Raw genomic sequence first — 25,114 nt, forward strand, 5'->3', positions numbered from 1 at the left:
CAGTCAGTCTTCGGTCAAACTGACTAGATTCATTCGCGTAGTTTAAATGATTGCGGACTTGACCGAACGAGGGGAAAGAGCCGCTGAGTGCGCCGGCACCCCGGATGTGCCGATCGCTTGAGTCGTCACCGAACTCCATACGAGATCAGATGAGAACTACGTTGAGAGCATCAGATTGCACTCAAACCGGGGAGATGCTATCCTTGCCCCCCTTCTTTTGAAATGTGGTTTTTGTCGCGATCTATGAGGCCTTTCTAAAGGACAAAAACGGGCTGCTCCATTTACATTGTCCTTTAGCGTTTTCGTTAAACAAAAGTGAAATGAATTCACACCCAATGGCATTAGTGGGTGAAGGAGGAAAAACCGATGTTTGGTTCAGCGATACTTGACGTTGCCACCGGCATGATCTTCATCTATTTGCTGTTGGCCTTGATAGTCACTTCGCTCAGCGAGTTGATTGCCGCCTGGTTGAAATGGCGGGCGACGAACCTTGCTGTGGGAGTCCGAAACATCCTCAATGGTGCGGGTGATCAGGATTTCGCGAAGAAGCTCTACGAGCATCCTCTGGTCAAGAGCCTCTACAAGGGTAAGAAGGGGCCTTCATATATCCCTTCTCGCACGTTTGTTCTTTCTTTGTTGGACATCATCTGCCCTGTTGATCCCTCAGGCCCCAGAGCCTTAGCCAAGGTTCAGGATGCGATCAATGGGCTGCCCAATGGTGACCTCAAGAAAACGCTTGCAGTATTGTTGGACGAGGCTGGGCATGACCTCAAAAAGTTCGAGGAGGCTATCGAAATCTGGTTCAATAACGCGATGGAACGCGTTTCTGGTTGGTACAAGAGAAAGTCGCAAATAATAACCATCATCCTGGCCGCTCTGGTCACGATACTCGCCAATGCCGATAGCATCCTGATTGGCAAGAGCCTGTCAAGCGACCCCGCATTGCGCGCTTCAGTTGTCGCCGAAGCGCAGAAATTTGTTGAGGAAAATAAAGCTACGCTTCTGACTCCAAAAGAGCCTACGGCAGATTCTGAGGAGGCTAAAGCTAAAAAGAAACTAGACGGGTACAAACAGCAGATACAAAACCTCGGCGTTCCTATCGGCTGGGCTCAGAGGGATCCTAACCACCCGGATGTCCAGGATCCCCGATATCCGCCACTGGTTAATCCATTTGACTGGGGAGGTTGGCTAAAGAAGCTTCTTGGTCTGCTGCTTACGGCAATAGCCGTTTCCCTGGGCGCGCCGTTCTGGTTCGACATGCTCAATAAAGTTATCAATATCCGCTCGGCTGGCAAAGCGCCGGAAGAAGGACAGAAGTCTCCAAAGCAGACGCAGACGCCTCCTGAGCCCGGAGAAACACCCAGGCAGGCAAGCCAGAGGGAGGACAAGAGCAAGTAGAACTAGCGATGCTCACATCGCTCGAGTTTCGCGGTTCTGCGACCAATACGGCAAGCTCGCCAGGATCCGAGAATCTATTCTGATCTTGGCGAGCTTTGCAGCCTTCATTCGAAGTAAACATCGTTCCAGTCGGTCACTTGACCACGACATTAACGAGTTTCCGCCGGATCACAATCACTTTCGCAACTTCGCTGCCGGCAGTGGCGGCTTTGATTTTTTCATCGGCGAGCGCCGCCGCGCGCAACTCGTCTTCGCTGGCGTCCGGGCTTGCGACGATGCGGCTGCGCAGCTTGCCGTTTACTTGCACGGCGACTTCGATCTCTTCTTCACGCGCAAGCTCGGCGCTGAACTCCGGCCATCTGGCGCGCGACAGGCTCTCAGAATGGCCGAAGCTCTCCCACAGTTCTTCGGATATGTGAGGAGCGAAAGGCGCCAGCATCGGCATCAAGGCCTCGAATGCTTCACGCGCGACTTGTGCATCCAGTTCGCCCGGCGCGCCGTTCTTTTCGACGGCTTGATCGAAAGCGTAGATCGCGTTGGTCAGCTCCATCAACGACGAGATGCACGTGTTCAAGTGCAGCCGCTCTTCAAAGTTCTCGGTTATCGAGCGGATGATCTGATGCGTGCGGCGACGCAGAGCCCGCTGATGCCCGTTAAGCTCGTCAAGCTCGATTTGGTTCGTCGATCCGCCGCTGGCTCCCGCAAAGCGGCTCTGCCACTTGTAAGCGATTCGCCAGACGCGTTGCAAGTACCTGGAAGCGCCTTCGAATCCGGTGTCAGACCATTCCTTGTCTTTCTCGGGAGGGCCGGCAAACAGCACGAACATGCGCAGCGGGTCCGCGCCGTGAATGTTGATCATCTCGATCGGGTCGACCGCGTTGTTCTTCGACTTTGACATCTTCTCGCTGCGCCCGGCCTCGATCGGCTTTCCGCAAATCCGGCAAGTTCTCTCCTCGGTCACCTGCTCGGGAAAGAGCCATTCATGCTCGGGGCACTTGAGAGTCTCCTTGCAGATCATCCCCTGAGTGAGCAGTCTCTTGATCGGCTCATCGAACTTCACCAGCCCCATATCGCGCATCACCTTGCACCAATAACGCGTGTAGATCAGGTGCATCACCGCGTGCTCGATCCCGCCGATATACTGATCGACCGGCATCCAGTAGTGGACCTTCGCCGGATCGAACGACATCTGGTCGTTGTGCGGATCGCAGTAACGAAAGTAATACCAATTCGAATCGACGAACGTGTCCATCGTATCGGTGTCGCGCTTCGCCGGGCCGCCACACTTCGGGCAGTTCACGTTTACAAAGTCGGGCACGTGATCAAGCGGCGACCCGCCTTCCACTTTCAGATTGACTCCCTTGGGCAAGACCACTGGAAGCTGCTCGTCCGGCGCCGCAACGATGCCGTCGCGTTCACAGTGAATCATCGGCACCGGCGTGCCCCAGTATCGCTGGCGGGAAATTCCCCAGTCGCGCAGCTTGTAGGTGATCGACGCGCGTCCAAACACGTGAGCTTCGGCGTACTCGATCATCAAGCGATTCGCTTCCGCTGAAGGCAACCCGCTCCACTCACCGGTGTTCACCGTATTAGTCCACGCCTCGTCGGCCGATTCCATTTCTTCCGCTGGAATCTCTCGGCCCTCGGCGTTCAGCTTGATCTGGCGAAACGGCAAGTTGTATTTGCGCGAGAACTCGAAATCGCGTTGATCGCCCGACGGCACGGACATAATCGCGCCCGTTCCGTACTCGATCAGCACGAAGGTCGCGATCCATATCGGTACGCGCTCCTGGTTGAACGGATTGATCGCGTAGCATCCGGTGAAGATGCCGTGCTTCTCGAGCTCGTCGATGCGGCCGCTGCGTTGCTCTTGCTTGAGTTTCTCGGCGAAGGCCAACACTTCGCCGCGCTGCGGCTTGCCTTCGAGGATCTTCAACAGCGACGGATGCGCGGGCGCCAGAATGATCGCGTTGGCGCCGAAGATCGTGTCGATGCGTGTCGTGAATACTGTTATCGACTCGTCTGCGGCATCAACCTCGAAACGAACCTCTGCGCCCAGGCTTTTGCCGATCCAGTTGCGTTGCATGGAGAGCACGCGCTCGGGCCAGCCGCCTTCCAGTTGATTCAATCCTTCGAGCAGTTGATCCGCGTAGTCGGTGATTCGCGCGAACCACTGCAACAACTGCTTCTGAATGACCGGCGTGTCGCATCGCCAGCAGACTCCGCCCGACGCTTGCTCATTCGACAGCGAGATATTTTCCTTGGGGCACCAGTTGACCGGCGCGAGCTTGCGATAGAGCATCCCGCGCTCCCACATTCGAATGAAGAACCACTGGTTCCACTTGTAGTACTCGGGATCGCAAGTGGCAATCTCGCGCGACCAGTCATAGCTGAGGCCCATGCGCTGAAACTGCCACTTCATGTAAGCGATCGCGTCGCGAGTGAACTTCTCGGGATCGGTGCCGTCCTTGATTGCCGCGGTTTCAGCAGGCTGGCCGAACGCGTCCCATCCGAACGGGTGAAGCACGTTGAAGCCGCGCATCCGCTTGTACCAGGCTAGTGCGTCCCCGATCGCAAAGTTTGAGACGTGCCCGATGTGCGCGCGCCCGGAGGTGTAGGCGAGCATTTCGAGGCAATAGAACTCTTCACGGCCGGGGTCTTCTTTGACCTCAAAGGTCTTCTCATCGGCCCAGCGCTTCTGCCACTTTTGTTCGATCTCTTGGGGGAAGTATTTTTCTTTCATCCTGCCATAATCAGTCGTCGCCTATGCGGCTAATTCATATTGCCGGGTCTGCGCTGCGAGAGTGGGCTCGAACTTCGCTGGGATGACAGACAAGGTTAACGCGGCTGCCTGTTGGGCTTCTGCTAAACCAAGGTTAGCCTTCACAACTTCGTCGTCTGGCGCCAGCACTAATGCTCTCTCGAACGTTGCGACAGCCTCAGCAGTCCGCCCTACTCTAGCTAGCGCGACGCCATAATCGTTAAGTGACTCAGGCGCAATGAAACCAGCGTCTTCGGCCCGCTCAAACTCTTGGATTGCTTTCTCGAATCTGTTTGCTTCAACATCGGAGACGGCCAGCATCGCATGAGCCAATCCAACATTCCGTCTGGTTGCCTCGCCCGGTCGATACGCACAAGCCCGAAGCATATCTGCAACAGCCTGTTCCAACCTGCCCTGCTCGTACGCCTGAATTCCTAACGACGTGTGAACACACGCTAGGTTTGTTTGTATCAGTTCTTCAAACCCAGGATCCGGGTTTGGCTGAACAGCAATCGCTTCTAGAAAGATCTCTCCCGCAAACCTTAGGTTCTCCTGGCCTGCTTGTTCAACACCATACTTGAGGTATGCAATTGCGAGATTATATCGCGCGAGTTCGTAGGTACTATCGATTCTAAGCACGAATCGCATAGCCCAAATGTGACGCGGCCAATCGGCGGAATCGCTAAGAGTTCTAACGAGGTCGTTGTGCAGAACGCCTATGTAACCTGGGCTTAGCGCGACGGCTTCTCTGAACCTCGACTCCGCCTCCAGGTGGTTGCCTTGACCGAAAAGAGTTCTACCCGCTTCGAAGACTTCCTTGGCGACTTCCTCTTGCGTCCGGATTTGGTTCGGCCTTACCGAATAGGCGAACCTCGACGACGTGCCGGACTCATCGACGAATTCCAGATCGTATGCTTCGTCCGGCTCGCTAAATGCCGTTGTGACAACTGCTCGCTCCCCCTTCTTGACGGCGTACTCCGGCAAATCCTCAGCGAGTTCTACGACCTCAAGCTCCTGGGCTTTCCTTGGAGTCACCCTCTTGATCTGGCTCGGCGTCACCCAGTAGGCGAGTCTCGATGACGTTCCCGATGGGTCCACGAACTCCAAGATATACCCTTCCTCAGGCTCATCAAAGACTTCGACTACAACCCCTTGCTCGCCACGCGTCACACCGTACTCAGGCAGATCCTCGACCAACTCCACGTTATCCAGCAGATTCGCTGTTCTGGTTTTGAGCATGGTCAACCTCCTTTATGGGAGTACCAACAGGGTAACTAGGCTCGGATCATCCTTACCGTGCCTTACTATCCAAGCCGTCCGCACATTCTTCGTGCTGCCATTTACTCCCAATATCGGCATATCGACCCGATACGCCTTCCCCCAGTTTTTCCTCTCAGCCTCAAAAACGGCTTCGTGATATGGTAGCTCATCCAATATGCGTTGCTTCAGGATTTCCCAATTTGACTGATCAAATCCAAGCGCAGCCTTGAATACTCTTGCCTTATCCTTGCCACTAGAGCCATCAGGTCGCGCGGCCTCATGATTTGGGTTCAGTGCATAGCCTTCGAGCTTCTCGCGAGCGATCTCGGCATTCTGGTAATTCGGTAATGCGTGGGGATGTATGTTCCGGCCATCATCTGCCATCGACGCTCCGCTTAAACCAGCCAACTTACGCCGTCGTGCAACCTTCCGGTCGTAGCTCGCTCCTTATCCCCAGGAGTCTCTAAGATAAATGGTACACGACGGAACTTCAAGGTACGTGAAGGTGAAAGGCGTCTTCAAAAACTCCCGTGACCCGGCTGGCCCTGTTCACCGGCTCACCCAGCAGACTCCGGTCGTCTGAACGCGAAAGTTATTGCTCACGCTCTTGTGGACGCGCGTGCGAATGCCGATACTACGTTAGCGACGAGACAGGCTTCGACCCAATACGCTCAATGATCAAGCAAACCAATTCGGCATTGTTGATAGCCACCCTTTTTGCCGGGTCACTCGCTGCGCAGACCGCGCCGCGCCTGGGACCCGGGCGAAAATACACAAGCATCGAACGAATGAAGATCGAGCGACTCAGAGCCGTTCACGCCGACCGCACGCGTTTCGCCGCCGAACGCAAACCAGTCTCGCTGGAAACCGGCTACAACGACTATCGCGCCGTCCTGCACGCTCACGCCGAGGACTCGACGCACACCGGCGGGACGCGGCCGGAGTTGCTTGCCGCGGCCAGGCGAGCCGGCGTTCACATCGTGATGCTCACCGATCACGTCCGGCCCGAACGCGACGTTATCAACGACAGTTGGCGGGGTCTTCACGAAGGAGTGCTGTTCATTCCCGGCTCCGAAGACCGTGGTTTCTTGTCGTTCCCGATCAAGTCGATCAAGGGATTGGAACCCGGTTCACGCGAACAGTATGTCGAACTGGTTCGCAAGGGCGGCGGAAACATCTTTCTGTCTCACGTCGAAGAGCGCGCCGACTGGCCAACCGATCAACTCGATGGGCTCGAGATCTACAATCATCACACCGATGTGAAGGGCGAGGGCGCATTCAACCTCTGGCTGCAAGGCTCGCTCACCGATGCGGTGCGGCTGCCGGAGCTTGTCGCCGCGCTCAATGAATACCCGGAAGAAGTCTTCGGCGCGCAGCAGGATTACCTGGCAGACATCATCGCCAAGTGGGACCGCGATGCGCAGCAGCATAAGCTCACCGGAGTCGCGGCAAACGATTGTCATCACAACCAGGTGTTCACCGTTACCGCGATCGATGAGAACACAGTCGAAGTCGGCTACATCACAAGCAAACCGACGACGACTCGCGTGACTGTCGACAAGCTTCCCGGCGTAGCCGCGCTGGTGAAAGGAAGAAAGCCGGGCGAGTTGATTGCGCGACTAGACTTCGATCCTTACGAGCGCAGCTTGAGCTACGTATCAACTCATATTCTGGCGCGCGAGCTTACGGAACCCGCCGTGCGCGAGGCGCTCAGGCGCGGTCACGCTTACGTCGCGCACGATTGGCTCTGCGACTCGACCGGCTTCGCGTTCATTGCTCGAACCGGCAAGCAACCCAACTTGATAATGGGCGATGAGGTTAAGCTCGGCAGTGAGCTCAAGCTGACCGCGGCAACTCCCGTTGAGTGCACAATGAAGCTGATCCGCAACGGCGAGGTGATTCAGTCCGCGAAGACAAGCCGCGTCGATTTCGATGTGAAGACGTCCGGCGTGTATCGCATCGAAGCCTGGCTCGAGGTGGACGGCGAGCAGCGCCCGTGGATCTACTCGAACCCAATCTACATCCGCTGATACTCGAGACTATCAGAAGAGCATGGAGTTCAGGCTTTAGCCTGCTCTTGCTCGGTCAATCAGAACGAACGCAGGCTAAAGCTGAACTCCATGCTCTTCTGCAATTTCGCGAAGGCGAGCGAGATTCCACTCGTAACCTCTCTCCTTGTCGACGGGAGTCTCCAGGATAAAAGGGATTCCCCGAAGGTTAGCGTTATGCGTCACACGCCGGAACGCATCCGCGCCGATGTGACCGAGCCCGATATGCTGGTGTCGATCGACGCGCGAGCCAAGCGGAGCCTTTGAGTCATTGCAATGGATGACCTTGATCCGGTCGACTCCAAACGACCGGTCGATTGCCGCGATTGTCGTCTTCAATCCAACACCCGTCGAGATGTCGTACCCCGATGCGAATGTGTGCGCGGTATCGAGACATACATCCACCGGCAGATCACCAAGCGCCTCGAGCAAGCTCGCCATTTGATTGAAGTCGCTGCCGATAGACGTGCCTTGCCCGGCTGTGTTCTCGATCAATATTGTAAGAGCGTTCTTGCGCCCAGCGCCGGCGGCTTTCGGCGCAGCGCCTTTCAACTTGAGACCCCGCGCCGCCTCGCGGATTGATTCGACGGCGGTTGCGATTCCGATATCGACTGGCGCTACTCCGGGATTGCCCGGATGAACGACCAGGTAATCAGCCCCGAGCGCCAGCCCACGTTCGAGCTCTTCTCGGAATGCGGCGCGAGACCTTGCCAGCAGCATTGGGTCGGTCGCAGCAAGGTTGATCAGGTAGACCGAATGAATCACCAGCGGCCACAGGCCGGTTTTCGCGCGCGCATCGCGGAACTCGGTGATCTCGGCATGCGTCAGCTCACGAGCCGCCCAACCTCGGGGATTGCGAGCGAAGATTTGAAGACAGTCGCAGCCTAGCGCGTCGGCCCGGGTGATCGCGTTCAGCAGGCCTCCGGCTATCGAGGTGTGAACGCCCATTCGCGGAGTGATGTTCTTGCTCACAAGGCACAATTTCAACACAAAGCTACCGGGTCGCAAAGCGATCAAAAATCGGCGCGAATCCGTCAAACCCGCGTCATCGGTGGTCTATGAGTTCGTGAGAATCGCATTGCCAACGCCGAATAGACCACGGATGCCGCTGATTCGCCTGATTTGCGCGGATACGTCTTTGAAGTCTCCGTGGTAAACTGTCGCTCTAATGAAAGCTGACCCGGTCAAGCTCGAAATCTTCAAATCACTCTATTCCTCCGTCGCCGAAGAGATGGGCGTTAGCCTTCGCCGCTCGGCCTTCTCGCCCAATATCAAAGAGCGCCGAGACTACTCGTGCGCCGTCTTCAACAGCGAAGGCACGCTCATCGCGCAGGGCGATCACATGCCTGTTCACCTCGGCTCGATGCCTATGTCCGTGAGGGCCGCGCTTGAGACCGTCGATCTCGGCCCCGGCGATATCGTTGTTCTCAACGACCCATACGCAGGGGGAACTCATCTACCCGATGTAACAATGGTGGCCGCGGTGTACGGCGAAAGAAGGCAGAAGGCAGAAAGCAGAAGGCAGAAGGCGGAAGGCAGGAGGCAGGCGAGTAGAAGCGAACGACTGCCTTCTGACGAACCCCTTCTGCCTTCTGACCGGCCCCTGTTTTACGTGGCCAACAGGGCTCACCACGCGGACATCGGAGGCGCGACGCCGGGCTCGATGGGTCGCGCGGATGAGATTTATCAAGAGGGTTTGCGGATTCCTCCAGTGCGATTGATGATCGGCGGCCTGGTCAACGACGACGTGATGAGGCTGATCTCCGCTAACGTTCGAATCCCCGAAGAACGCGAAGGCGATCTGACCGCGCAGCTCGGCGCGATTGCAACCGGCCAAAAGCGGCTGCTCGAAATAGTAGAGCGCTATGGTTTCAAAGAAGCCGATCTTTACGCGACGCACCTGGTCAACTACACCGCCGAGATGATGCGCCGCGTCATTCGTGACTTGCCCGACGGCGTTTACGAGGCCGAAGACTTTCTCGACGACGATGGCTATTCGAACGATCCTGTGCGCATAGCGGTTCGCATAGAGATTAAAGGCGATCGCGCCACCGTCGATTTCACTGGCAGCGCCCCGCAAGTGCGCGGCCCCATCAACGCCGTCGAAGCGATCACCGTTTCGGCGGTCTATTACGTCTTTCGCTGCTTGATCCCGATGAACGTTCCCGCGAGTTGGGGCATCCTGCAACCGATCAAGGTAATCGCTCCGATGGGAACGGTGGTCAACGCTCGTCCGCCTGCCGCGGTGGCCGGTGGGAATGTTGAGACTTCTCAGCGAATAGTAGACACGGTGCTGCTCGCGCTGTCGAAAGCCGGCGCGCCCGTACCCGCGGCGAGCCAGGGAACGATGAACAATCTCACGATAGGCGGAACGGACCGGCGCACCGGTAAGCCGTTCGCTTATTACGAAACCGTTGCGGGCGGCCTGGGTGCGCGGCCCGGATTAGATGGCATAGACGGGATTCATACGCATATGACCAACTCGCTTAACACGCCTGCCGAGGCGATGGAATACGCATACCCGATGCGTGTGCTCCGATATTCGATACGCCGCGGAAGCGGCGGTGGGGGCCAATTTCGGGGAGGCGACGGAATCGTACGCGAGCTGGAATTGCTAACCGATGCGCGGGTGACGATCCTTTCTGATCGGCGAAAGACCCGGCCTTATGGTTTGAACGGCGGCGAGCCGGGGGCGCCGGGCCGAACTGTGCTGGTCACCAAGAACGGCGAGCTAGTCCTGGCTGGAAAGGATTCCGTTCACGCCAACGCGGGCGATCGCATTCGCATCGAGACGCCCGGCGGCGGGGGATGGGGGCAAGAAAGTAAAAAGGCAAAAATAAGAAATAGGGTACCCGGCACCCCAAGTCGATCAAGTCGACATCCTCCATTCATCCAAGACCGTTTCAATTTTGTCTCTCACTCTGTCGCGCGCAAGCTGCCGATCATCGTGCTTGAACAGTAGCTCATCATAGTCGGTGTACGCGTGCCGCACGTGAGCTCGAACTGCGAGGAACACAGCGTCGGGCTCGAACGACTTTGCCGCAGCGGAACGGCCGACTCGTCCGCTGTGCTTCAAACAAGCGTGCTCTGCGATCTTGATATCCGCCCCGGAAGGGATGCTTGGAAACTGTTCGCGAATCGCCTGAGCAAACTCGGCTACGTATTTGCGATCGAGACTCTCACGGCGCACCGCTTCTCTCTCGCGACGCCTGGCGCGCTCTTCGGAGTCGGCCTCCGACTCGGCCAGCGCGCGCTCGATGGCTTCTGGCTCGGCAAGGATTCCTTGACGCTCATAGCGCTTGCGGCTGCGAGACCACTCGACCACGACAGCCCAGAGCTTTGAATACTTTGTCGATCTTCGCGTTATTGCCGCGTCACCTCGCGGCAGGAACTCGAGATGATCCAGATCCGCGCACTCCAAACACAGCGCACCTTTCTCACCTTGAAGCCGGATCAGATTTCCCTTAAGCAGATCCCTTCCGCACTCCCCGCAGGTTGAGGAGGTGCGGCGCAATATGAACACGACCAGATCTTCGCGCTTTTCGACGCCAGGCATGCGGGCATTTTGCACCGACACGAAGAGGTTTTCAACATAACTGTGGCTTGGCCCAGTCGCGCCAATGTCAGCTTGCTTGTCACCATCTGACGGCCGCTGATAAGATTCCCGCGCAATGTCCGAAGAAATCCGAGAGCGGCTCGCGCGAGTTCGTGATCAGATCGCGCGAGCAGCTGAACGCGCCGGCCGAAGCGCCGAAGACATAACCCTCATCGCCGTCTCCAAGACATTCGATCCAGCGACCGTGCAGCAGGCGGTGCTTGCAGGCGCGAGCGACCTCGGCGAGAACCGCGTGCAAGAGGGCATCTCGAAAGCTGCGATGATCAAGGGAGACGTCCGGTGGCATCTAATAGGCCATTTGCAGTCGAACAAGGCCCGGCAAGCAGTTGAGACCTTCGATGTGATTCATACGATTGATAGCGGCCAGTTGGCCGAGCGGCTCGACCGAATCGCAGGCGAGATGGGGCTAAGGCCCGTGGTGCTTGCGCAGGTCGATCTCGCACACGAGTCGACTAAGTCGGGCGCTGACGAAGGCGAGTTGCCGGCAATCATCGAAGCTCTGGATTCAGCTAGTCACCTCGAGTTCCGCGGACTGATGACATTGCCGCCTTTTTTCGATTCGCCCGAGCAGACGCGACCTTACTTTCGAAGACTGCGCGAGATAATGGAAGGCATGAACCGGGGTCGCCGGCCGGAGCAAAGGCTGACCGAACTGTCGATGGGAATGAGCCACGACTTTGAGGAAGCGATCGAGGAAGGCGCGACGATGGTTCGAGTCGGCACTGCGATTTTTGGATCACGGGAATGACAGAAGGCAGAAGACAGAAAGCAGAAGGCAGGAGGGAGTAGGCAGGAGGGAGAATGCAGAAGGCAGAAGGCAGAAAGCAGAATGCAGAGGGCAGAATGCAGTTGCACGCCGCGGGTCGGCAAACTGTCCTCTGCCTTCTGCCTTCTGCCTTCTGCCTTCTGCCTTCTCCCTCCTGCCTTCTGCCTTCTAACTACTGAGGAGTGAGATTGAATCTAATCGTACTTGCGTTATACGGTATATCACTGGTTGTCTTCTGGGGGACGATTGCCGTCGCCTCGCTTTTATTCCTGCGAGTGCTGCTGACATGGCTGGGAGCGAATCCGTTCGGGCGAATCCCTTATCACCTGACGCGCATAACCGAGCCGCTGGTTCGTCCGGCACGGGCTCAATTCGGCGGCGGCCGCTACCTGCGCTATGATTTGATCCCGCTCGTGATGGGCGTGCTGATTCTAGTCACAGGCTTGTTCATCTCCGGCACGATCGGACAGCTTGGCAGCATTCTTGGCGCTATCGGAAGGAACACTCAGTTGGGCGCAATAGCGTCGAGCGGGATGGTGGGCGAGCTGATAAGGCTGGTGGGACTCCTCTATGTTGTGGCGATTTTCTTAAGGTTATTCCTGCCATTCTTCGGCGTTGGCTATAGGAACAAATCGTTTCATTTCCTGTTCGTAATCACCGAACCGTTACTTAAGCCGCTTCGCCGAATTTTCGTCGCAGGCATGTTTGATTTTTCACCGATCGTAGCTATGTTCCTTGTGCAGATTCTCACCGGCTTCCTGGCAGAGCTGGTAGGCCGATCAAGTTGGTGAGACGGTGCTCGAACTCAATGAAAAAGATGGCGCGGTCACTATCAAGTTAAGAGTTCAACCTCGCGCGCCACGAACTGAAATAGCCGGCGAGTACGCCGGCGGGCTAAAGTTGAAGGTCGCGGCGCCGCCCGTCGACGGCAAGGCGAACGAAGAATGCAGACGCTTCCTTGCAAAGCTGCTGAAGGTGAGCGCAACATCGGTTGAAATCATCTCGGGAGATTCATCGCGCGACAAGGTGATTCGCATTCGCGACATCAGCGCCCGGCGCGTTAATGAGGCGCTAGGGAGGTAGACTCAATGTCGGGACATTCAAAGTGGAGTTCGATCAAGCATAAGAAGGGAGCGCTTGACGCCAAGCGCGGCAGGGCTTTCTCGAAGCTGATAAAGGAATTGACAGTAGCGGCGAGAGGCGGCGGTGATCCTTTTGGCAATCCGCGGCTTCGCAAAGCGATGGACGACGCCAAAGCGCTCAACATGCCCAAGGACACAATGATGAATGCGGTCAAACGTGGCACCGGCGAGATCGCGGGCGCAGCCATCGAGGACATTACCTATGAGGGCTACGGGCCCGGCGGTGTTGCCGTCTTTGTCGAGTGCCAGACTGACAATCGCGTTCGCACGGTCGCCGAGGTTCGGCACATCTTCTCGAAGAACGGCGGCAACCTCGGCGAGTCGGGCTCGGTCGCGTGGATGTTTCAGAAGAAGGGCGCGATCATCATCGAAAAGAACGCGGCCGACGAAGAGAAGATGATGGAACTTGCGCTCGAAGCCGGCGCCGAAGATGTTGCGGGCGATGAAGAGGCCTGGGAAGTCATCACCTCGCCTGAGGACTTCAACGCGGTGCTCGATGCTATCAAAGCCGCCGGCCTCGAGCCGATTTCATCAGACGTCATGATGCGTCCGGCAAACTCCGTTCAAGTCACCGGCTCCACGGCTCAGCAGGTTCTCCGCTTGATGGAAGCGCTCGAAGACAACGACGATGTCTCGAACGTTGCAGCCAACTTCGACATACCGGCGGAGGAGATGGAGGCGGCGGGTTGACTTCCAATTTCGGCAATGAGCCTGTATCACGACGCTCGTTCGCGGCAAAGGGAACTCTCCTGCGCGTGATGGGCGTTGATCCCGGGAGCGATACGACGGGCTATGGCGTCATTGAAAGTGACGGGCGCAGCTACGAGCTGATTGAATACGCGGGCATACGCGCGCCGGCCAGGCTGGCATTCGCCGAACGGCTGCTGGTCATCAGCGAGAAGCTGGAAGAAGTAATCGCGCGGCTTATGCCTCAGGCCTGCGCCGTTGAAGAGACGTTCTATGCCGTCAACGTGAATACGGCGCTCAAGCTCGGCCACGTGCGCGGAGTGGTCTTGCTGGCGGCCGCGCGGGCGGGAGTCGAGGTGTTTGAGTACTCGCCGCTCGAGATAAAGTCGGCTCTTGTCGGCTACGGGCGCGCCGAAAAGCAACAGGTGCAGGAGATGGTGCGCTTGCTTCTGAAGTTGGAGCAGCCGCCTCGCCCGCTCGACGCGTCCGATGCGCTGGCAACGGCGATCTGCCACGCAAACACGGCTTCGACCGCGGCACGGTTTAGCCCTATTGAGCGCGGCGCACACCGGTAGTAATATAAGCTTGTCAACAGGGCCAGGTGGCTTCCCCGAGGCAGGTTGCGAACGGCGAGCGCTTTCGGAACCATCCAGTTCCTAAAGCGCGATCAGTAGCACCGCCGGCAGGCCCTCAAAGGTAGAGCGCCCACTTTATGGATTGATGCTGGAACCATGACGGACCTCTACGGCATTCTTGGACTAACTCCTCGCGCGACCTCCGACGAAATCAAGTCGGCTTATCGAAGGCTGGCGCGCAAATATCATCCGGACGTTTCCGCTTCGCCCGATTCCGCCGCGCGCTTTGTGCGCATCAACCGCGCCTATCAAGTGCTGAGCGATCCGCGGCGGCGCGCGGCTTACGACAGCGGTCAATACTTCGACGCTCAACGCACTTTCTATGCGTCTCGCCAGGCTGAAGTCGTAGCCATGCAGCGTCACTTTGACCGCCTCGTCGACGAGTGGCTGGCGCGAGAGCGACAAGAAACTGCGGCTCGTTCCCACGCGGTGTTGATCGTCGTGCCGCTGTTTCTGTCGGCGTTCTATGTGATGGTTTCGAAAGCGAAGATGATCGAAGAATCGCGGCTGGTCGGTAGAATGGTAATCCTTGCCTTGGCGCTCTACGGTCTTGTTTACCTTGTGAAGAACCTCGCAGTCGTGCTGTCGCGCTATACCTATCACATCCCTGATCATCTCACGTCGGTGTTTCGCGAACAGGAAGTGCCGAAGGACAAATCTATCAGCCGGAGAGCCGGGTTGATCTTCCTGGTGTGCGGGTATCTGGTGTCGATAGGGCTGGGCTACGTCGTGAGCAAGTTCGTGCCGGGACACTACGGCGCAGCGGTGAGCTTGAGCACGCTGCTGGGCGCGTTTGTCTACCCGCCGATTGTGGTGCTGATCATTGGAAGTATACGACGTATCGGTGGGCTGCTGGATCGCTCGTGAAGGTAGTCCGTAGTCCGTAGTCCGTAGCTCGGAGATGTCAACTAAACGACGGACTACGGACTACTGACTACTTCTTAAAAATCCTCTTCGCGATGCTGCCGACATCCGATTTCCAGATGCTGCCGCCGTTGGCGGCCTTGCTCTTGGCGGCGCCGGAACCAATCTCGCGCTTCGCCGCCCTGTTATCGGGGTCTAGCTGGAGAGCCTCACGAAAGTAGTTTTCAGCTTTCTTAGACAGGCCCGCTTCCTTGTATAGCATCCCAAGCTTCACGCGAATCTGCGCATTGTAAGGCTCCAGCTCGGCCGCTCTGGCTAAGTGTTGTTCTGCATCGCGACGGGTCCGCGGATTGCGAATCAGAGCGATGCCAAGATGATAGTGGTAGGCAGCGCGACTCGAGTCCAGCTTGATTGCTTCACGAAGCAGATGAACTGCTGCGTGGTATTCCTTTCTCTCGAAACGCGCTCGTCCTTGCTGGTAGTAGAACTCGGCCCTTTGTGCGGGAGGAAGCTGAGGACCACCGCCCAGATTAGGAATCGGCTCGGCCGCGGCCGATTCACCATGAGTTTTCGGTGGGAGAGTCTTAGCTGAGGAATCGGTGCTGCCCGGTTGCCCGTTCGACGGCTTGAGGTCGCCGCTCTGAGCGCGCTCTTCATCAGACGCGCGAGGCTCGCTCACGACCGGCTCAGGATTGGACCCAGTCGAAGGCGGAGTTCTGGGCTGACTCTGGGGAAGCGAGGCCGATCCTCTTCTTATCTTCTCGTCATAGCCAGCACGCTGCGCCGGCTGGCTCAACGTGTCATAGGCGTGCGTGATTGACGCGAACAGGGCTTCGAGTTTGTTTCGCAGATCGCCGCTGTCGCGCTGATGATAACGGTCAGGGTGATACTTCTTGGCCAGATGATAGTAAGCGGCCTTGATCTCGGCGGTGGTGGCTTGCCGGGTCACACCCAGTAGGTCGTAATAGTCGGCCGAAGTTGAAAAGTGAAGCTTGCGAACGACTTCTTCGCGCAAACGTTCCAGCGAATCGTCAGCCTCACGGGCGGCGGATTGATCTTCGTCTTCTTTGTCGCGATCAAGAAGCTTCAAGAAACCAGCGGCGACCAGCGCGCAAACCGCGCGGTGGGCGTCGGCGTCTCCAAGTCCGCTCAGCGCCCCCACCTCACTCACCGCCGTGGGGGATTCGATGCGCGAGAGTATGTAGCTCTCCAAAGGGATCAAACTGCCCGTATCGGCACGCGGACCACTGGCCTTCGATCTGAGGACTACTGCGTCCTCGGGAACAAGTGCATCAGCAACCTGCGGAATTTCCGCGGCGTGACGCGCGCCTTGAAGCAAGACGTCCGCGGCGGTCAGCCCGAGCGTCACTTCGTGCGCCGCGCGGATTCGCTCGTCAAACGAGTAGTCTCCCTGCGTCCACTCGAAAACCGACATAATTATTTCCATTACCTGCTCGGAGACCAGCTTGCGCATTTGTCCGTCTTCGAGCACCCCCATCTCGACAAGCGCAGGGCCCAGACGGTGAGCCTTGCCGGCAAGCTCTTTGGCCCGCTCGACCTGTTCTGCGGTCGCAAGCTCTTCCTTCATCAACTTGAAGTCGAGTTGCTCGTTTGTAAGATTGCTGATGGCGAATGTGGGCGCGCCAGATTCGAAAAAGACTGCTTTGATCGCCTTACCACGCGACAACCGGAGCAATCCGCTTGAGTTCTTCTGGGCTATCTCGCGTATGAGATCGGGAACAAGTTTTTCGCCTAGTTGTCCTTGCACCGGAGCTTCCTGTGAGGCGGTGGGCTACGGGAGCGGTAGCCGCGGGTGGAGATATAAGGGCAAGTCGGGAGCGGTACTGGCACATTGTAGATGGAATGCATGTGAGAGGCAATAGTCTTCCGTGTCTCGAAAATCTGACGCGCACCCTTGAAACCGGGTGAAACCTTGACATGCCTCACTTCAATCGGTTAGCTTGTAACGTTGCTTCGATCGAAAAATTCGCAACAGGAGTAACCACGAAAGTGAAGCCCGATATTCATCCAAAATACGTGAACGCGAACGTGCACTGCGCGTGCGGGGAGACGTGGCAGACTCGCTCGACCAAGTCGGAGATCCGGCTTGAGATATGTTCCAATTGCCACCCGTTTTTCACAGGGAAACAAAAGCTCATCGATACCGCTGGCAGGGTCGAACGGTTCAATCGCAAGTACGGCCGTAAGACCGAAGCTTAGCCGGTCAACAACATCATTTGGTTGCCGGGGCCGCCCGGTCGCATCCGCGCGTTGACGGTTTCAATCCCGAAACCGTGAGCAAGCCGAATGCGAACAGTCGAAGCGGCAGCCGGCAACCATAGTTTTTTGCGCGAAGGAAGCGATCCGTTTATGAGAGAAGACCAAATCATAGTTGGCGGACAGGCGGTCATCGAAGGCGTGATGATGCGCGCGCCGCACTCGTATGCCGTAGCCGTCCGGCGGCCGGATGGACAGATCGTGGCGAAGTCCGAGCGTTTGCCAGTGCTCGCGGAAAAATATCCGCTGCTAAAACTGCCCGTGCTGCGCGGGTCGGCGGTGCTGATTCAGTCGATGATACTTGGCATCAAGGCGCTGAACTTTTCAGCGAACGTCGTCTTCCACGAAGCGGAGAACGAGCCTGAGATCGAAGAAGTAGAGTTGCAAGCCGCGGGACTAGGCGCGGGAATAATGGCCGTGGCGCCGGTCATGGTCAAAACAGAAACCAGGCCGCCAGCCCCGGTCAAAGAAGCCAAGGGCAAGTCAACCGCCGGAGCCGTGGGGTCAATTGTCTTTGCCCTTTTCTTCAACGTTCTGCTGTTCATCGTGTTGCCGTTATTGCTGACCAACGCTCTGTTCGTTTACTTTGGCGGCGGAACGATCGGCGCACACTCGGAGACCGGCACCTGGTACGCGGACGCGTGGGCATGGATGCGCGCGGCGCTTCATCCGATTCGCCCTTCGGTCGCGTTTAACCTCGTAGACGGCATAATTCGGATGGCCTTTTTTCTGATCATGATCACCAGCTTCTCGCTGCTGCGGGACATCCGCCGCGTGTTTGAGTATCACGGCGCGGAGCACAAGGTCGTGTACACCTGGGAGGCCGACGAAGAGCTGACGGTCGCAAACGCGCGCACAAAGCAGCGACAGCATCCGCGTTGCGGCACCAGTTTTCTGATGGTCGTGATGCTGGTTTCGATTGTGGCATTCTCTGTAGTCAAGTTTGATTCCCTCTTCCTGAACTTCCTCGTGCGAGTGCTACTGATGCCGGTAGTCGCAGGCGTTTCCTACGAAGTAATTCGAGCATCCGCGAGGAGCAGCGCGCAATGGTTTTTCTCGGTGATCACCAGACCCGGGCTTTGGCTTCAGAACATCACAACGAAAGAGCCTGACGATTCTCAACTCGAGGTGGCGATCTATGCGCTCAAGGAATCGTTGAAGCTTGAACCGATCAAATCATGCTCGACAGACTAGATTCAATCGAAGAGAAGTACGAGGAGCTGACGCGGCAGTTGAGTGATCACGAGCTGCTGGCGGATCAGTTGAGGTATACCAAGATCGCAAGGCACCACAACGAGCTGGAACAGATCGTCGCGAAGTATCGCCAGTTCAAAGCGCTCGATCGCGGCATACGAGAGACAACGGAACTGCTCGAAACCGAGGACGACGCCGAGATGGTCAGCCTTGCGCGAACCGAGTTGAGCGAACTCGAGCAACGGCGGGCAAGCATCGAAGCTGAACTGAAAGTCCTCCTTGTGCCCACCGATCCCAACGACGAGAAGAACGTCATCCTCGAGATTCGCGCCGGCACGGGCGGCGATGAAGCTACGCTGTTCGCGGCCGAGATCATGCGCATGTACTCGCGCTACGGCGAGCGACAGGGCTGGCGAGTTCAGGTGCTCGACGCGTCCGAGTCCGGAATCGGCGGAGTCAAAGAAGCCATATTGCTCATCGAAGGCAATCGGGTCTTCTCCAAGCTCAAACACGAATCAGGTGTCCATCGCGTCCAGCGAGTCCCCCAGACGGAAGCATCGGGCCGCATACACACTTCGGCGGTCACAGTCGCGGTGCTTCCCGAAGCGGAAGAGGTTGACATCAAGATTGATCCTAAAGACATTCGCATTGATACGTTCTGTTCGTCGGGACCCGGCGGACAGTCGGTCAATACTACTTACTCCGCGGTCAGAATCACGCACCTTGCAACCAACACGGTAGTCTCGATGCAAGACGAGAAGTCACAGATAAAAAACCGCGAGAAGGCCATGCGAGTCTTGCGTTCTCGGCTTCTGGAAATGGAGCAGGAGAAGCAACACCAGGCGATCGCAAGCGAGCGGCGCTCGATGGTCGGATCGGGCGACCGGTCTGAGAAGATCAGGACTTACAACTTCAAGGATAACCGCGTGACCGACCATCGCATCGGATACACTTCTCATCAGTTGAATCTGTTTATGGAAGGCGAGATCGGCGACCTGATTGACGCGCTGGCCGCGTACTATGAAGCCGAGAAGCTCAAAGCTGACGCCGAAGCCGCGGCGTAGATTAGAGCGCGCAAAGGGTGAGAACTTATGCCCTGCCGTTCAGAGTTCAAGCTTTAGCTTGCGGCTGGCGAAGAGCAACCTAAAGGTTGAACTCTGAACTTCTCGATGCCCAAAAGAAGAGCTCCGGCCACTCCATCTAGGCCGCCCGCGCTGTTAGACGCATGCCGTTAGAAGAGATCACTAAGCTCAAAGTAAGAACCAGCAAGGAACCGAATGAATCGAAACAACGCGCACGTTTTACCGCTTCTGTTTCTTCTCTTCTTTTCGCTCTCGCCAATCGCAACGGCCCAAACCGACAAAGTAGACGACTTCATAAAGGCCGAGATGCAGAAGCAAAAGATACCCGGTCTGTCGGTCGCCGTCGTTCGAAGCGGCGAGATAATCAAGGCCAAAGGCTACGGGTTTGCCAACGTCGAGTTGAACGTCGCCGCTACTCCCGAGACGATCTATCAATCGGGCTCGGTAGGAAAACAGTTCACCGCAACCGCGGTGATGATGCTGGTCGAAGAAGGCAAGATCGGTCTTGATGACAAGATCAACAAATACTTCGCCGGCGCGCCCGAGAGCTGGAGCAATATCACGGTGCGGAATCTGCTCACGCACACGGCGGGCACGACGGATTATCCTAAGGACTTCAACTTCCGTCAGGACTACACCGAGGATGAATTGCTAAAGAAAGCACAGGCGATTCCGCTCGCCTTTGCGTCGGGAGAAAAGTGGCGCTACAGCAACATCGGGTACGCGACCCTGGGGATACTGATCAGCAAGGTCTCCGGAAAGTTCTACGGAGACTTCCTTCAAGACAGAATCTTCAAGCCGCTCGGCATGAGCACCGCCCGCATCATAAGCGAAGCTGACATTGTGCCGAATCGCGCGGCCGGCTATCGCATGCCAAAGGGCGAGTTGAAGAATCAGGAATGGGTTTCGCCTGCCATGAACACCACTGCCGACGGCAGCCTTTACCTTACCGTGCTCGATATGGCGAAGTGGGACGCCGCGCTATATACCGAAAAGCTATTAAGGAAATCCAGTCTCGATCAGATGTGGACGCCGGTGAAGCTCAACGACGGAAACACGCGGCCTTATGGCTTCGGTTGGGCGTTCGCTGAAGTTCGCGGACACAAGATCATCGAACACGGCGGCGCGTGGCAAGGCTTCACCTCGCACATCGCCCGCTACGCAGGCGACAAGCTCACCGTCATTGTTCTGACCAATCGCGCCGGCGCTAATCCCGGGAACATCGCCCATGGCGTCGCGGCGCTCTACAATCCAGAGCTTGCGCCGCCCGCGCGCAGGGAGGCGCAGATTGATCCGAAGATCTTTGACGACTACGCCGGTCAGTACGAGCTTGCACCCGGCTTCATCTTGAACATCAGCCGGGAAGCCGACTCGTTGTGGTTGCAGGCTGCGGGCCAGCCAAAAGTGCAGCTCTTCCCGGAATCGCAAACAAAGTTTTTCATCAAGGTCGCGGACGCGCAGGTGACGTTCGTCAGAGATCCCGGCGGAAAGGTCACTCACGTCATTCTTCATCAGTCAGGAGACCACGAAGCAAAGAAGATCAGATGACGATTGGGCCTTGAACCCAGAGTCTTTGTCAGAAACCATCTTGCCTACAATAGCTGAAGCCATCGCCGAAGGAGCCGCGCGGCTTCAAGCCGCCGCCGTGGCCGAAGACCGTCGGACGGCAGGGGTTCTGCTCTGTCACGTGCTAGCCATCGAGCGAACACGCCTGCTTACGAGATCAGAAGACCCGATAACCGAGGAGGATTATGAAACCTTCTTGAGGCTTGTCGCGCGTCGCGCGTCCGGCGAGCCCCTCCAGTACATAACGGGCCATCAAGAATTCTACGGTCTCGACTTCATCGTCACTCCGGACGTTCTGATCCCCAGACCCGAGACTGAGTTTCTCGTCGAGCGAGTCATCAAGCTGGCGAGCGATCCGCGGAAAGCAGCTAGCCCATTGATCGTCGACATCGGCACGGGGTCCGGCTGTGTAGCCATCACCCTCGCCGTTCATCTGCCGCGCGCGCGATTGATCGCAACCGACGTTTCCGCTGCCGCGATCGACGTCGCGCGAGCCAATGCGGCCCGTCACAAAGTGGCTGCGCGCATAGGGTTCATCCAGGGAGACGCATTGAAGCCTTTGGCGCAGCTCAAGCTGGAACACTCAGTTGATTTCATCGCGTCCAATCCGCCCTATGTCAGCGAACGCGGACCAGAGCTAATTCAGCGCGAGGTGCGCGAATGGGAACCGCACCGGGCTCTGTTCGGTGGAATTGACGGCTTGGATTTCTGTCGCCGGCTGCTCGCGGATACCGTGCAGTACCTGAAGCCGAGCGGCTATCTCGTCGTCGAAATCGGATACGGTCAGCTCGCTTCAATCAGTGATTTGATCGCCGCATCTTCGTGGGAACTGGTTGATGTGCTCCGCGATCTCCAGGATATTCCTCGCACGCTCACAGTCATGAAGCCGTCAGAAAATCCGTAGCCCTGGGAGCGCAGGCGCCAGCTTGCGCAACCATCTTTGCTCTGATAAGGAGAGTTTATGAAACTGAGAATCACCGCGTGCATCATGGTTCTTCTCGCACCAGCGCTGCTGCTCGCGCAACAGAAGCTTCCACCCGCTGCGCCGTTGCTCTCGCCTTCGCTCTGTGGCAAAGGCGTTTTCTCGTTCTGGCTCGGCGACACGTCTATCGGCCGCGAGGAGTTCGAGATCAAATGCCTGCCGGACGGCAGCTATGCGTCGAGTGGTCACACGGATTTCAAAGTGCCCGGCGCGTCGATGGATTTGAACACGACACTAGAAGTGGACAAATCGGGCGAGCCCTTGTCCTCTACAGCGAAGGGCACGGTGAACGGCCAGCCATTCGATCAGTCCGTTGTTGTGAAAGCCGCGGTCGCCATCGTCACAACCAGCGGCGCTTCAAAGGAACTCCCTTTCGCGAAGGGAACGTCCCTTCTGGGCGGAAACATTTTTCACATGTTTCAGTTCCTACTTGCTCGCTATGACGCGGCCCGGGGAGGAAGCCAGGAGTTCCAGGTTTTTCCAAACATGAGCGCCAAAGTCGAGCGCGTCGCGCGGGACGAGGTTCAAGCCACCGGCATTGCCGCTTCGCCGGCGCCTTCGTCTTTCGATCGGTATAGCATCACGGTGGCCATGTCAAACGTCATCGTGTGGGTCGACACGAAAGGCCGCATCGCCACGCTCGCGGTCCCGTTGCAAAACTTCGCTGCGGTGCTCGAGGAATACTCGAGCTTCATCCCGTCCTTCAAGGCCATTCTCTCAGCCAAGATGAAAGAGGCGGAGGTCGATTACGCGGCCCCGGCCGGTGCACCGTTCACCGCCGAAGAAATCACGGTCGAGGCGAAGGGCTTCACGCTGGCAGGCACCCTGCTTTTGCCGAAGACCGGCAAGCAGCCCTATCCCGCGGTCATCACCATAACGGGTTCGGGTCAGCAAACGCGCGATGAATACCTGCCGCTGCCGGGCCTTGAGAAATACAGACCGTTCCGGCAGATCGCCGAAGCGCTGGCAAGCCGCGGCATAGCCGTGCTGCGCGTCGATGATCGCGGCGTCGGAAAGTCGAAAGGCGGCGAGACGCTCAAGGCCTCGACCAGCGCCAATTTTGCGGATGACGTTCGCGCGCAGGTTGATTATCTCCGCGAGCGCAGAGACATCGACCCCGATCGCATTGCGTTAGCCGGGCACAGCGAGGGCGGAATGATCGCGCCGATGGTTGCGGCGAGCGATCCGCGCATCGCGTCCATAGTGCTGCTGGCAGGACCGGGCAAGCGCGGCGACGCGATCATCGCTTATCAGGTGAATCAAGGTCTGCGGGGCGACCCAACTCTGACTGAAGAAGCCAGAGCCAAAGCCCGCGCCGAGCAGCAAGAAGCTATGCGCAAGGCAATCGAAGGCGACGCGTCGGCGCCTGAAGCAATGCGCGCGACGTGGATGAGATACTTTCTTGCTTACGATCCACTGCCGGCGATTCGAAAGGTCCGTCAGCCGATATTGATCCTGCAAGGCGAGCTTGATCGGCAGGTGACCGCTGACCAGGCGGAGATGCTTGAGAAGGCGGCGCGCGAAGCAGGCAATCGCGACGTGACCGCCCGCGTCTTCGTTGGGCTCAATCATCTGTTTCTTCCGGCGAAGACCGGCGCGCCCAGCGAATACTCTTCGCTTTCCACTAACGCGATCCCCGATGACGTGATGAAGCTGTTAAGCGATTGGCTTGCGCAAAAGCTGAAAGTGAAGTGACCCTGGATTCCATGAATCGACTCGCTATCGTCGTTGCCGTTCTTTCCCTGGTCGGGTATCCGCCGGCCCACCTCCGCGCCGCGATGGAACCCATCGCTAAACCTGCGCCGATTGCGCTTCAAACCCCGCTGCGCATCGCGCTCATCGGCTTCTCTCGCGCAAAGGCAACCGGCGACTCCGTCGCCCTCGACTCCTCGTTTGCCGAAGCTTTCGGCCGCGACTCGCGCGTTGTGTTGATCGATCATTCGATGATGCAGCCGGCATTGAGCGGAATCGGCTATGAGGGTTCGATAAACATGAGCAAGGAAGAAGCGAGGAGGCTCGCCGCCGCCATCGGCTGCGACTTTTTCATTGTAGGCAAAGCTGAAGCGCTCACTCGCAGCGAGGTCAAGAACGAATCCCACGAAGAAGCGTTCGCGGGAGTGATGATTGTTGACGGGAGGACGGGTTCGCTTGCGGTCTTCTTTTTCGTCTCGGAAAAGGCGGCGACGCGGGAAGGCGCCTTGCGCGCAGTTGCGAGAGCACTGGGTGAACGCGCCCCCGGGTACATCGATTCCATGATTCAAATCCGCACGCCGGGTCCGATGCCGGCTCTAAAGGATTCGGGCAACTCTGGTGATGTCATCGAAGATATGCCAGAAGAAGACTCGCCTCGCGCGGCCGGTTTCAAACCACCGCAGTTCCTCAGCCGAGTTAAGCCCGGTTATACAAGCGAAGCAGAGCAGGCGGATATCACGGCTACCGTGGAGGTGATGGCTGTCTTTCGTTCGAATGGAGAAGTTGGGGGCGTTGAGATAACTCGATGGGCCGGCTTCGGGTTGGACGAATCGGCAGTCGCGGCCGTACGACAACTGAAATACGCGCCCGCGACGCGAGATGGCAATCCCGTTAACATCCGCGCGATGATCCGCTACAACTTCCGTCGAGTGAACGATGTCTCTCAACCTCAAGAGCAACTCGTTCCAAAGCCGCCGGATAACCCCGAGCGCGACCTGCGACAGCTCTTCAAACCAACCTATCGCCGCCCGTAGTTGTGAAGGAGGGTATCCGCGCAAATCCGTCTAATCAGTGTCATCCGTGGTCTATGCGGCGCTGGCAATTGCGATTCTTACAAACTCATAGACCACGGATGACGCGGCTT

At 57.5% G+C, this 25,114-nt stretch carries 22 protein-coding genes; 16 read left to right on the forward strand and 6 right to left on the reverse strand.

Annotated features, from left to right (window positions below):
* Window positions 1-348: 348 nt before the first annotated feature.
* Window positions 349-1,398, forward strand: a complete 1,050-nt coding sequence (locus AABO57_13950; protein ID MEK6286837.1) for a hypothetical protein — start codon at window positions 349-351, stop codon at window positions 1,396-1,398.
* Between the two features lie 133 nt (window positions 1,399-1,531).
* Here the strand turns inward: AABO57_13950 and leuS are convergent, their stop codons facing one another.
* From leuS to AABO57_13965, 3 genes are read right to left on the reverse strand one after another with little or no spacing between them, the layout of a single operon-like run.
* Window positions 1,532-4,141: a leucine--tRNA ligase gene (gene leuS / locus AABO57_13955; protein ID MEK6286838.1), complete on the reverse strand. Its 2,610-nt coding sequence runs from the start codon at window positions 4,139-4,141 to the stop codon at window positions 1,532-1,534.
* A gap of 21 nt (window positions 4,142-4,162) precedes the next feature.
* On the reverse strand, window positions 4,163-5,398 hold the full coding sequence (locus AABO57_13960) for a DUF4926 domain-containing protein (protein MEK6286839.1): 1,236 nt from the start codon (window positions 5,396-5,398) through the stop codon (window positions 4,163-4,165).
* Between the two features lie 12 nt (window positions 5,399-5,410).
* Window positions 5,411-5,803, reverse strand: a complete 393-nt coding sequence (locus tag AABO57_13965; GenBank protein MEK6286840.1) for a DUF6883 domain-containing protein — start codon at window positions 5,801-5,803, stop codon at window positions 5,411-5,413.
* A gap of 290 nt (window positions 5,804-6,093) precedes the next feature.
* Between AABO57_13965 and AABO57_13970 the strand changes: the two genes are divergently transcribed.
* A complete protein-coding gene (locus AABO57_13970; GenBank protein ID MEK6286841.1) occupies window positions 6,094-7,449 on the forward strand; it encodes a histidinol phosphatase in 1,356 nt (451 codons plus the stop codon).
* A gap of 75 nt (window positions 7,450-7,524) precedes the next feature.
* Here AABO57_13970 and AABO57_13975 read toward each other — a convergent pair whose 3' ends face one another.
* The gene (locus AABO57_13975; protein MEK6286842.1) at window positions 7,525-8,439 is read right to left on the reverse strand and encodes a deoxyribonuclease IV; all 915 of its coding nucleotides are present in this window, start codon (window positions 8,437-8,439) and stop codon (window positions 7,525-7,527) included.
* Between the two features lie 196 nt (window positions 8,440-8,635).
* Between AABO57_13975 and AABO57_13980 the strand changes: the two genes are divergently transcribed.
* Window positions 8,636-10,429: a hydantoinase B/oxoprolinase family protein gene (locus tag AABO57_13980; protein ID MEK6286843.1), complete on the forward strand. Its 1,794-nt coding sequence runs from the start codon at window positions 8,636-8,638 to the stop codon at window positions 10,427-10,429.
* Here AABO57_13980 and AABO57_13985 read toward each other — a convergent pair.
* Window positions 10,337-11,044, reverse strand: a complete 708-nt coding sequence (locus tag AABO57_13985; GenBank protein ID MEK6286844.1) for a DUF2293 domain-containing protein — start codon at window positions 11,042-11,044, stop codon at window positions 10,337-10,339. The two genes, AABO57_13980 and AABO57_13985, sit on opposite strands and share 93 nt — an antisense overlap.
* Before the next feature lie 94 nt (window positions 11,045-11,138).
* Here AABO57_13985 and AABO57_13990 point away from each other — a divergent pair, with 94 nt between their 5' ends.
* The 6 genes from AABO57_13990 to AABO57_14015 all read left to right on the forward strand — a co-directional run bounded on the left by AABO57_13990 (window position 11,139) and on the right by AABO57_14015 (window position 15,180).
* The gene (locus tag AABO57_13990; protein MEK6286845.1) at window positions 11,139-11,831 is read left to right on the forward strand and encodes a YggS family pyridoxal phosphate-dependent enzyme; all 693 of its coding nucleotides are present in this window, start codon (window positions 11,139-11,141) and stop codon (window positions 11,829-11,831) included.
* A 206-nt stretch (window positions 11,832-12,037) separates the two neighbouring features.
* Window positions 12,038-12,640, forward strand: coding sequence for a YggT family protein (locus tag AABO57_13995; GenBank protein MEK6286846.1), 603 nt, complete (start codon window positions 12,038-12,040; stop codon window positions 12,638-12,640).
* Between the two features lie 4 nt (window positions 12,641-12,644).
* Window positions 12,645-12,932 carry a DUF167 domain-containing protein gene (locus AABO57_14000; GenBank protein MEK6286847.1) on the forward strand — a complete coding sequence of 96 codons (288 nt, stop codon included), beginning with the start codon at window positions 12,645-12,647 and terminating at the stop codon, window positions 12,930-12,932.
* Window positions 12,933-12,937: 5 nt separating this feature from the next.
* Window positions 12,938-13,681 (forward strand): YebC/PmpR family DNA-binding transcriptional regulator, encoded by a 744-nt coding sequence (locus AABO57_14005; GenBank protein MEK6286848.1) that lies wholly within the window; start codon window positions 12,938-12,940, stop codon window positions 13,679-13,681.
* A 59-nt stretch (window positions 13,682-13,740) separates the two neighbouring features.
* Window positions 13,741-14,253, forward strand: a complete 513-nt coding sequence (ruvC, locus tag AABO57_14010; GenBank protein ID MEK6286849.1) for a crossover junction endodeoxyribonuclease RuvC — start codon at window positions 13,741-13,743, stop codon at window positions 14,251-14,253.
* A 156-nt stretch (window positions 14,254-14,409) separates the two neighbouring features.
* Complete coding sequence (locus AABO57_14015; protein ID MEK6286850.1) at window positions 14,410-15,180, forward strand: J domain-containing protein; 771 nt, start codon at window positions 14,410-14,412, stop codon at window positions 15,178-15,180.
* 67 nt (window positions 15,181-15,247) lie between these two features.
* Here the strand turns inward: AABO57_14015 and AABO57_14020 are convergent, their stop codons facing one another.
* Window positions 15,248-16,945 carry a DnaJ domain-containing protein gene (locus tag AABO57_14020; protein ID MEK6286851.1) on the reverse strand — a complete coding sequence of 566 codons (1,698 nt, stop codon included), beginning with the start codon at window positions 16,943-16,945 and terminating at the stop codon, window positions 15,248-15,250.
* Window positions 16,946-17,187: 242 nt separating this feature from the next.
* Between AABO57_14020 and rpmE the strand changes: the two genes are divergently transcribed.
* From rpmE to AABO57_14055, 7 genes are all read left to right on the forward strand, one after another.
* Window positions 17,188-17,397, forward strand: a complete 210-nt coding sequence (gene rpmE, locus AABO57_14025; protein ID MEK6286852.1) for a 50S ribosomal protein L31 — start codon at window positions 17,188-17,190, stop codon at window positions 17,395-17,397.
* Window positions 17,398-17,484: 87 nt separating this feature from the next.
* On the forward strand, window positions 17,485-18,648 hold the full coding sequence (locus AABO57_14030) for a DUF1385 domain-containing protein (GenBank protein MEK6286853.1): 1,164 nt from the start codon (window positions 17,485-17,487) through the stop codon (window positions 18,646-18,648).
* The gene (prfA, locus tag AABO57_14035) at window positions 18,633-19,712 is read left to right on the forward strand and encodes a peptide chain release factor 1 (protein ID MEK6286854.1); all 1,080 of its coding nucleotides are present in this window, start codon (window positions 18,633-18,635) and stop codon (window positions 19,710-19,712) included. The genes AABO57_14030 and prfA overlap by 16 nt, the downstream gene beginning before the upstream one ends.
* 213 nt (window positions 19,713-19,925) lie before the next feature.
* A complete protein-coding gene (locus AABO57_14040) occupies window positions 19,926-21,278 on the forward strand; it encodes a serine hydrolase (GenBank protein ID MEK6286855.1) in 1,353 nt (450 codons plus the stop codon).
* 40 nt (window positions 21,279-21,318) lie between these two features.
* Window positions 21,319-22,200: a peptide chain release factor N(5)-glutamine methyltransferase gene (gene prmC, locus AABO57_14045; protein ID MEK6286856.1), complete on the forward strand. Its 882-nt coding sequence runs from the start codon at window positions 21,319-21,321 to the stop codon at window positions 22,198-22,200.
* Window positions 22,201-22,257: 57 nt separating this feature from the next.
* Window positions 22,258-23,973 carry an alpha/beta fold hydrolase gene (locus AABO57_14050; GenBank protein MEK6286857.1) on the forward strand — a complete coding sequence of 572 codons (1,716 nt, stop codon included), beginning with the start codon at window positions 22,258-22,260 and terminating at the stop codon, window positions 23,971-23,973.
* 11 nt (window positions 23,974-23,984) lie between these two features.
* Window positions 23,985-25,004: an energy transducer TonB gene (locus tag AABO57_14055; GenBank protein ID MEK6286858.1), complete on the forward strand. Its 1,020-nt coding sequence runs from the start codon at window positions 23,985-23,987 to the stop codon at window positions 25,002-25,004.
* Window positions 25,005-25,114: the final 110 nt, after the last annotated feature.

This window comes from Acidobacteriota bacterium (genome assembly GCA_038040445.1).
Taxonomy (GTDB): domain Bacteria; phylum Acidobacteriota; class Blastocatellia; order UBA7656; family UBA7656; genus Onstottus_A; species Onstottus_A frigus.